The sequence below is a fragment of the Saccharopolyspora sp. genome (assembly GCF_017434145.1).
In the GTDB taxonomy this organism is placed as follows: Bacteria; Actinomycetota; Actinomycetes; order Mycobacteriales; family Pseudonocardiaceae; genus Saccharopolyspora_C; species Saccharopolyspora_C galaxeae.
This window is the reverse complement of the sequence record NZ_JAFRFW010000203.1, coordinates 1-9,317: the sequence shown is the minus strand read 5'-3', so window position 1 is coordinate 9,317 and position 9,317 is coordinate 1. Positions and strand designations below refer to the sequence as shown.

Below are 9,317 nucleotides of genomic sequence, written 5' to 3'. Positions count from 1 at the left end.
GCGCTGGCCGACGACGTCGCGGAGAAGGGCGACCGCGTCGGCGTGCCCGTGGACCGGGCGCAGGTGCGCGCATCCGGGGGAGTGGCCCGCGCGCTGCTGGAAGCTCCGGCGGGTTCGGTCGTCGTTCCGGACGCGGTGACCGAGCAGGACGTCGACCTCATCCACACCGGGCTGCGCGAAGCCGAGCAGGCCGGACGCGCGGTGGTCGTGCGCTGCGGAGCACCGCTGGCGGCGCGCTGCGCCGACGCGGTCAGTCCAGGTCTGCTCACCACCCCGATCCAGCGCCCGGCCGGGCCGGTGCTGGTGGTGTGCGGCTCGCACACCGAGGCGGCCACGGCCCAGCTCGCCGAGCTCGCCGGGCGGACCGGCGAACCTGTCGTGCTCAGCACCGAAACCGCGATCGACGATCCGGAACGGGCGGCCGACGAGGTGGTCGGCCCGCTGCGGCAGCAGCTCGGAGGCGGTGTCGCGGTGCTGAGCAGTGAGCGGGTGCGCGCGGCGGGTCACGGCACGCTCGACCACGGCAGGCAGGTCATGACGGGCCTGACCACGGCCGTGCGGCGGCTGGCCGGTGCGGTCTCGGTCGTGGTCGCCAAGGGCGGCATCACCTCCGCCGAGGTCGCCACCAGCGGTCTCGGCGCCGATTCGGCGGTGGTGCGCGGCCAGGTTCTGCCGGGTGTTTCGATCTACGACCTCGCCCCGGACGGGCTGCCCTACGCCGTCGTCCCCGGCAACGTCGGTTCCCCGACGACTCTGGTCGAGGTCCTGGAGGCCGTGCGCGCGTTCTGAGGTCCCGACCCTCCGGGAAAAATGCGAATGTATTTCGTGTTTAACCGTGGTTCACTGCTCCGAAGTCCGTGTTTCGGACGATCTACACGTACCGGCGCAACGATGAGGCCGCCCGATGCCGAGATCCAGGAGCCGCCGTGAAACCGCACCGCCGTCTGCCCATCGCCCTCACCGCGACCACGCTCGGCGCCGTGGCCGCGCTGGCGGCGCCCACCGCCTTCGCGGGGACCAAGGCCAACGAACTGCCCGACCCGAGCACCTATGACTCCGCGATCGCCTGGCTGCCGGACACGCAGTACTACTCCGCGAGCCACCCCGAGCACTTCGACAACCAAACCCGTTGGCTCGCCGAGAACGCCGAGGCCCGCAAGATCGGCTACGCCGCGCACACCGGCGACATCGTCGACAGCGCCCTGCTCGAGAACCAGTGGAAGAACGCCGACGCCAGCATGCAGAAGCTGGACGAGGCCGGGCTGCCCTACGGCGTCGTGGAGGGCAACCACGACCGCGGCGGCGAGAACTACGAGAACTACTTCGGGCAGCAGCGCTTCGCGGACTCCCCGGTCTACGGCGAGCAGCGCGAGGACAACCGCCAGCACTTCGACCTGGTCGACGTCGGCGGCAAGCAGGTCATGATGCTGTACCTGACCTGGGACATGCAGGAGGAGGACTTCGCCTGGGCGCAGCGCGTGCTCGCCGAGCACCCGGACGTGCCCGCGATCGTCAACGTGCACGCCTACCTGAACACCGACGGCTCCTACGACCAGCAGGGCCAGGAGATCTTCGACCGGATCGTCAAGCCGCACGACAACGTCAAGGCCGTGCTGTGCGGGCACAACCACGGCGTCGCGCACAACGAGAAGGACCTCGGCGGCGGCCGCAAGGTCTCCGAGATCCTGGCCGACTACCAGAGCGCCGACGAGGGCGGCCTGGGCTACCTGCGGTTGCTGCAGTTCGACGTGGACGCGAACAAGATGATCGTCGACACCTACTCGCCGTCGCTGGACGACTCGAACTACTTCGACCAGGGCGACGACTTCACCGTCGACCTGTCGCTGTGAACCCGTACCGGTGAGCCCGCCTCGGCCCGGGGTGCGCCGTTCGCGCACCCCGGGCTGGTCTCGGCAGGACGTCGTCGTTGCTGTTCGCGGGTGTTCTCACCAGATCTTCATGAAAGTAAGGGTAGGCTAACTTCAGCTCGGGTGTCAGTGCCGCTGCGCGGTCTGCTCAGTCACATGCCTCGTCGCACGCGCTGCGCGGCCGCTGCTGACGTGCGAGACGGGCTCGCACGACGAAAACGGGGCCGCCCGCCGATGCGGACGACCCCGTTGCGGAAGTGTGCGGCTCACCAGCCCCGTTCGCGCCACTGCGCGAGCTGCGGCCGCTGCTCGCCGAGCGTCGAATCGTCGCCGTGCCCGGGGTAGAACCACGTGTCGTCCGGCAGCTCCGCGAACACCCGGTTCTCGACGTCGTCCAGCAACGACCGGAAGTCCTCCGGCGAGTTCGTCTTGCCCACCCCGCCGGGGAACAGCGAGTCCCCGGTGAACAGGTGCGGATGCCCGGCCGGGTCGCGGTAGAGCAGCGCGATCGAGCCGGGGGTGTGCCCGCGCAGGTGGATGACCTCCAGCGCGGACTCGCCGACCTGCACCGTCTCGCCGTGCTCGACCAGCCGGTCCGGCGGCACCGGCAGCTCCGCCGCGTCCTTCGGGTGCGCCACGGTGTAGCAGCCGGTCTGGCCCGCGACCGGTCCCAGCGCCTGCCAGTGATCGGGGTGCTGGTGGGTCGTGACGATGGTGCGCAGCCGCGGCCGGTCGTCGTCGTGGCCGAGCAGGTCCGCGAGCCGCTCCGAGTCGTTCGCCGCGTCGATCAGCAGCGCGTCGCCGGTGCGGCGGCAGGTCAGCAGGTAGGCGTTGTTGTCCATCGGGCCGACCGACAGCTTCGTGACGGTCAGCGCGTCCAGCACCCGCTTGGCGGGCGCTCCGCCGGGTTCCACGTGTCCGGTGTACTCCACGCCGCGAACCCTATCGGTATTGCGCGAGGTGCGGCTCACAGCCACGTCGGCAGGTCGGGCACTTCGCCTTCCAGCTGCTCGCCGCGTTCCCGGCCGAGCAGCCAGCCCAGCAGCGCGCCGGGAGTGCCGCGCACCTGGGCGGGCACCGAGGTCGTGCCGCGCAGTTCCCAGGAGCGGGTGCGCCCGTCGGCGAAGTCCGCCACGACCGTCACCGCGGGCACGTCCGAGCGGCCGCCGAACCGCTGCACCACGTCTTCCAGCAGCTGTTCGGCGTCCGCGCCGGGGATCTCGTCGAACCCGAGGCCGCAGTCCAGGTCGACCGAGTGCACCCACAGCTCCAGCAGGCGCTTGCGCAGCACGTGACGCGCGGGCATCGGCTCGCCGCCGGCATCGATCTCCGCTTCCCATGCCGACGCGGGCAGCGTGCGAACCGCGTGCGCGAACCGGCCGTGCGCGGCGGCCAGGTCCTCCACCAGCAGCCGGTGCGGGCGCACCGAGCCTTCCTCGATGTCCGCGGCCCGGTCCGCGGCGCTCGGGTACATCGGGTGCTCCGCGCCGGTCTTCGCCCAGGTCAGCAGGTTCACCAGGCCGTCGGCGTTGCGGGCGAGGTGGGTCAGCACGTGCGAGCGCCGCCAGCCGGGCAGCAGGCTCGGCTCGCGAACGCTCGCGTCGTCGAGTGCCTCGGCCGTCGCCAGCAGGTGCTGCGTGCTGCGTTCGATCGCGGACAGTGCGGCGGTGACCTGTTCGGTCGGCTGCGGGGCTCCGGTGGGCGCGTGCGCGCCGCCGGCGCCGAGGACGGTGTCAGCCATCGGCAATTCCTTGACTTGTGCAGCGAATTTCCGGACCCACGAGGGGTGTCCGAGGGTAGGGGCAGACGTGGCCGGGCCGACAGTGCCCATTCTGGGGGAATTTGCGTATCGTCGCGGCGGGCGGGGCAGGCGCCGCCGGGCCGGGAATGCCCGCCGCGGCCGCCCGCGTTGTGCGTGCGAGAGCCGTGTGACGAGGGACGAGTCCGGGATTCCAGGAATTGTCGGTGCCTCGGCTTAGCATGGCGCGGCGACGTCCGAGCGTCACCGGGACGCACCGCGACCGGCCCGGCCGGGATGTTCCGAAACCGGATGTCCGGCCCGAGATGTCCGGGTTCGGCCCGGCTGCCGTCAACCCGGGACACCGGGCCGGTACCGGCGGTCCGCGAGCGCGGCTTCCGGGCCCCGGCGGGGTCGCGGAACCGGCACGGCCCCCGGTGGGACCATTCGGCTGGGGAAGCACTCCGAGTCCCACCGGTGACCGGTACCGCCCGCAGGCGCGGTGTCCGGGCGTGCCTGCACCGAACCGGCGAGAACCTCCGAAGGGATCACAGTGGCCGACCGCCTCGTCGTCCGCGGCGCCCGTGAGCACAACCTGCGCGGGATCGACCTCGACCTGCCGCGCGACAGCCTCATCGTGTTCACCGGGCTGTCCGGCTCCGGCAAGTCCAGCCTCGCATTCGACACCATCTTCGCGGAGGGCCAGCGGCGCTACGTGGAGTCGCTCTCGGCGTACGCGCGGCAGTTCCTGGGGCAGATGGACAAGCCCGACGTGGACTTCATCGAAGGCCTCTCGCCCGCGGTGTCGATCGACCAGAAGTCGACCAGCCGCAATCCGCGCTCCACGGTGGGCACCATCACCGAGGTGCACGACTACCTGCGGCTGCTCTACGCCCGCGCGGGCAACCCGCACTGCCCGACCTGCGGTGAGCCGATCAGCAAGCAGACCCCGCAGCAGATCGTCGACCAGGTGCTGGATATGCCGGAGCGCACCCGCTTCCAGGTGCTCGCCCCGGTGATCCGCGGCCGCAAGGGCGAGTACGTCGACCTGTTCGAGCAGCTGCAGTCGCAGGGCTACGCGCGCGCCCGGGTGGACGGCGAGGTGCACCAGCTGGAGTCGCCGCCGAAGCTGAAGAAGCAGGAGAAGCACGACATCGCCGTGGTCGTGGACCGGCTGACGGTGAAGGCGAACGCCAAGCAGCGGCTCACCGACTCGATCGAGACCGCGCTGCGGCTGGCCGACGGGCTGGTGGTGCTGGAGTTCGTCGACGTCGAAGAGGGCGACCCGAACCGCGAGCGCCGCTTCTCCGAGCACCTGGCCTGCCCGAACGGGCACGCGCTGGGCGTGGACGAGCTGGAACCGCGCTCGTTCTCGTTCAACTCGCCCTACGGCGCCTGCGCGGAATGCGCCGGGCTCGGCATCCGCAAGGAGGTCGATCCCGAGCTCGTCGTGCCGGACGAGGACCTGCCGCTGGGCGATGGCGCCATCGCGCCGTGGGCCGGTGGGCACACCGCCGAGTACTTCACCCGGCTGCTGACCTCGCTGTCCGAGTCGGTCGGTTTCCGGATGGACACGCCGTGGAAGCGGTTGCCGACGAAGGTGAAGAAGGCGGTCCTGCACGGCACCAGCGATCAGGTGCACGTGCGCTACCGGAACCGCTACGGGCGGCAGCGCTCCTACTACGCCTCCTACGAGGGCGTGATCCCGTTCCTGGAGCGGCGGCTGGAGCAGACCGAGTCCGACTACGCCCGCGAGAAGTACGAGGGCTACATGCGGGACGTGCCCTGCCCGGCCTGCGAGGGAACCCGGCTCAAGCCCGAGATCCTCGCGGTGACCATGCAGGGCGCCGATCGCGGCGAGCTCTCGATCGCGCAGGTCAGCGCGCTGAGCGTGCAGGACTGCGCGGATTTCCTGAACGGCCTGGTGCTGGGCCACCGGGAGGAGATGATCGCCGGCCGGGTGCTCAAGGAGGTGCAGGCCCGGCTGGGGTTCCTGCTGGACGTGGGCCTGGACTACCTGTCGCTGGACCGCGCGGCCGGGACGCTGTCCGGCGGTGAGGCGCAGCGCATCCGGCTGGCCACGCAGATCGGGTCCGGCCTGGTCGGCGTCCTCTACGTGCTCGACGAACCGTCGATCGGGCTGCACCAGCGGGACAACCACCGGCTGCTGGAGACGCTGAGCCGGCTGCGCGACCTGGGCAACACCCTCATCGTCGTCGAGCACGACGAGGACACCGTGCGCAGCGCGGACTGGGTGGTCGACATCGGGCCGGGCGCCGGTGAACACGGCGGCCACGTCGTGCACTCCGGCCCGTACAAGCAGCTGCTGGACAACGAGGAGTCGCTGACCGGCGACTACCTCGCCCGCCGCAAGCGGATCCCGTTGCCGCAGAGCCGCCGGGAGCGCAACCCGAAGCGGCAGTTGACCGTGGTCGGTGCCCGCGAGCACAACCTCGGCAAGATCGATGTGTCGTTTCCCCTGGGCTGCATGATCTCGGTGACCGGCGTGTCCGGCTCGGGCAAGTCCACCTTGGTCAACGACATCCTGGCGTCGAGCCTGGCGAACAAGCTCAACGGCGCGCGCCAGGTCCCGGGCAGGCACACCCGGATCAAGGGCTTGGAGCACGTGGACAAGCTGGTGCAGGTGGACCAGTCGCCGATCGGGCGCACCCCGCGGTCGAACCCGGCGACCTACACCGGCGTGTTCGACCACATCCGCAAGCTGTTCGCGGCCACCACCGAGGCGAAGGTCCGCGGCTACCAGCCGGGCCGGTTCTCGTTCAACATCAAGGGCGGCCGGTGCGAGGCGTGCGCGGGCGACGGCACGCTGCGCATCGAGATGAACTTCCTGCCGGACGTGTACGTGCCGTGCGAGGTGTGCGGCGGTGCGCGGTACAACCGCGAGACCCTCGAAGTGCACTACAAGGGCAAGACCATCGCCGAGGTGCTGGACATGCCCATCGAGGAGGCCGCGGAGTTCTTCGAGCCGATCAAGGCGATCCACCGGCACCTCAAGACCCTGGTGGACGTCGGGCTGGGCTACGTGCGGCTGGGCCAGCCGGCGCCGACGCTGTCCGGCGGCGAGGCGCAGCGGGTGAAGCTGGCCAGCGAGCTGCAGAAGCGTTCCACCGGCCAGACCGTCTACGTGCTCGACGAGCCGACCACCGGGCTGCACTTCGAGGACATCCGCAAACTGCTCGGCGTGATCAACGGGCTGGTCGACAAGGGCAACACGGTGATCGTGATCGAGCACAACCTGGACGTCATCAAGACTTCTGACTGGCTGCTCGACCTCGGCCCGGAGGGCGGTTCCGGTGGCGGCGAGCTGGTCGCCGAGGGCACCCCGGAGCAGGTCGCCGAGGTGGACGGCAGCTACACGGGCCGCTTCCTGGCGCCGATGCTCGCGGAGAGCTGAGCCGCGGTCCCGGCTCGCGGGGACACCGCGGGCCGGGGCGCGGGTTCTTGCCCGACCGCACCGGAATGCGGCGTTCACCCGGCCTGCAGTGATGCATCCTGCTGTGCATGATTCAGGATTATTGTTGCATTTGCATTGCGCTGTATTTCGTCGCCGTTCTCCTCATTCGTTCAGCGTATTGTTGCGCGGTTTTCCCGCTCGTATTCTCTGTGTCTGACAGGTCTGCACGGTTTTCCGCCGGTTCGGCTTGCGCGCTGATTCGGCGCGTTGCGGAATGGTTCGGAGGGAATGATGAGCGGCTCGGCGGCCGGTCCGCAGAAAGTGATTTGGGACGTCACCTACGCTTGCCCGCTGCGGTGCGTGCACTGCTACTCGGAGTCGGGCAGGAGGCCGTCGCGGCGGCTCGGCCGGGAGGGTCTGCTGCGCGTCACCGACGCGATCATCGAACTCGGTCCGGAGTCCGTCGCGCTGGCCGGCGGCGAACCGTTGCTGGTCAACGGCATTTTCGAGGTGGCAGCGCGGTTGCGCTCCGCGGGTGTGCAGGTCGCGTTGTTCACCGGCGGGTGGTCGTTGCGGGCCGAGATGGTCGGCGAACTCCTGCGCGTCTGCGACACCGTGGTGGTCAGCCTCGACGGCGCGACTGCAGAGGTGCACGACCGCATCCGGGGCAGACCGGGCTCGTTCGCCGCGGCGATGTCCGCGCTTTCCATGCTCGATAGCGCCATCGAATCGGGCGCGCGCGCCGAAATGGGCGTCGACGGCGTCGTGCTGCGGAGCAATTTCGACCAGCTGGAGCGGTATTGCACGGAAATCGCGCCGCGATTCCCGCGGTTGAGCGCGCTCGAATTCGGCGCGGTGGTCCCCGCCGGGCTGGCCAGTCGCACCGGATTCGGCGAGCACGAATTGCTGAGCGAAGGGCAGATGTCCGCGCTCGGCGGTGCCGAACTGCCGCGCCGCCTGCAGTCGCTGGCGCCCGATTCGGTGCAGGTCAGCTGCACCGACAACCTCGAGCTGCGGATGGGACCGGACGCACCGGATGAGCTGCCCGTGGTCCAGGTCGAACCCGACGGTGCGGTGCGGGCGATGCCCGTTTACGAGGGCACCGTCGGCACGCTGCTGTCGGAACCGGGCGACGTGCTCTGGCAGCGTGCGCTTCAGCGCCGCCGCGACCCCTTCGTCGTCGAAGTCCTCTCCGGTGTGCGCACCGTCCAGCAGTGGGCCGAGGCCGCCCGCACGCTCGATCGGCACTTCGGTTCCGAGCAGGTCCGCGCCCGCATCGACCGCCGCCCGGCCTTCGCGCCGTAGCGGCGGATTCCGGCGTGAACGCGCCGCACCGGCGCGTTCGGTGTCCCCGCGAGCGGGGGAGGAGGTGATCGTCATGGCGTGGCCGTCCTGGCCGGAAGGCATTCGCTGAGGCGGGCCGTGCCGAGCGGCGCCCCGGTTGCTCTGCCGCGGGCGCCGCTCGGACCCGTGCGGGTGATCTTGAACGACTCCGGCCTGTCGATGGGACAACCGCGGACGCCGACCGGAAACTGGGGAACCGGCCGTTGCGGGACCGGGACGGGGGCAGCAGGCACGGGGCAGCCGGGAACAGGTCTCAGCCGGCAACGAAGTGCCTCCCGGAACCGGGCATCGCCGGGGATCAAGGCACTGCCGGGGAACGAGACAAGGCCGGCAACGAAGCACTGGGGACCAGGCCACCGGGGAAGGCCGGCGCAGAGATCTGGGGGCGTATGCGGGCCTATCGAGCGTTGTTCGGACACCGGGGAGTTCCCCGCTTGTTCGCCGCGGTCGCGCTGACCCGGATCGCCCCGCCGATCCTCAACCTGAGCCTGCTGCTGGCGGCCGCGGCCGCCCACGGCTACGCGATCGGCGGCCTGGTGCTGACCGGGTTCTCGGTCGCCCTGGCGGTGTGCGTGCCGGTTTCCGGCAGGCTGGTGGACCGCTTCCGGCCGCGCGCGGTGCTGCTCGCCCTGCTGGTCGTGCACGTCCTGGCCTGCGCGGCAACGGTGCTGGCGCTGGCCGCGCAGGCCGGTCCGGCGCTGTTGCTCGCGGCAGCGATCGGGGTAGGAGGCAGCGCCCCGCCTGCCGCGCCGGTGATCCGGGCGAGCTGGCCCGGGATCCTGCCCGCCGAGCAGCTTCGCACCGCCTACGCGCTTGACGCGGTGCTGAACGAGACGATGGTCGTGGGCGGGCTGCTCGTGGTCTCCGGCCTGCTCGCGCTGGCAGCGCCGGTCGCGGCGGTCGGGGTCGCCGGCGTCTGCACCGCCCTCGGCGTGCTGATCGCAGTGCCGGG

At 70.7% G+C, this 9,317-nt stretch carries 6 protein-coding genes and 1 pseudogene; 5 read left to right on the top strand and 2 right to left on the bottom strand.

Annotated elements, in window-relative coordinates; all coding sequences use genetic code 11:
* Both IJH84_RS05650 and IJH84_RS05645 read left to right on the top strand, forming a co-directional pair.
* Positions 1-789 (top strand): nucleotide-binding domain containing protein (locus tag IJH84_RS05650; protein WP_295141125.1); only part of this gene is annotated, 789 nt, incomplete at its 5' end.
* Between the two features lie 137 nt (positions 790-926).
* Positions 927-1,850, top strand: coding sequence for a metallophosphoesterase (locus IJH84_RS05645; protein ID WP_295141122.1), 924 nt, complete (start codon positions 927-929; stop codon positions 1,848-1,850).
* 284 nt (positions 1,851-2,134) lie between these two features.
* On the opposite strand, the gene IJH84_RS05640 is transcribed toward IJH84_RS05645, so the two are convergent.
* Both IJH84_RS05640 and IJH84_RS05635 read right to left on the bottom strand, forming a co-directional pair.
* Positions 2,135-2,800: an MBL fold metallo-hydrolase gene (locus IJH84_RS05640; RefSeq protein ID WP_295141118.1), complete on the bottom strand. Its 666-nt coding sequence runs from the start codon at positions 2,798-2,800 to the stop codon at positions 2,135-2,137.
* A 35-nt stretch (positions 2,801-2,835) separates the two neighbouring features.
* On the bottom strand, positions 2,836-3,609 hold the full coding sequence (locus IJH84_RS05635; protein WP_295141115.1) for a maleylpyruvate isomerase family mycothiol-dependent enzyme: 774 nt from the start codon (positions 3,607-3,609) through the stop codon (positions 2,836-2,838).
* 550 nt (positions 3,610-4,159) lie between these two features.
* Here IJH84_RS05635 and uvrA point away from each other — a divergent pair.
* From uvrA to IJH84_RS05620, 3 genes and pseudogenes are all read left to right on the top strand, one after another.
* Positions 4,160-7,021: an excinuclease ABC subunit UvrA gene (gene uvrA / locus IJH84_RS05630; RefSeq protein WP_295141112.1), complete on the top strand. Its 2,862-nt coding sequence runs from the start codon at positions 4,160-4,162 to the stop codon at positions 7,019-7,021.
* Between the two features lie 291 nt (positions 7,022-7,312).
* Complete coding sequence (locus tag IJH84_RS05625) at positions 7,313-8,326, top strand: radical SAM protein (RefSeq protein ID WP_295141109.1); 1,014 nt, start codon at positions 7,313-7,315, stop codon at positions 8,324-8,326.
* A gap of 473 nt (positions 8,327-8,799) precedes the next feature.
* Positions 8,800-9,317, top strand: a pseudogene (locus IJH84_RS05620) (hypothetical protein); the annotation flags it as partial.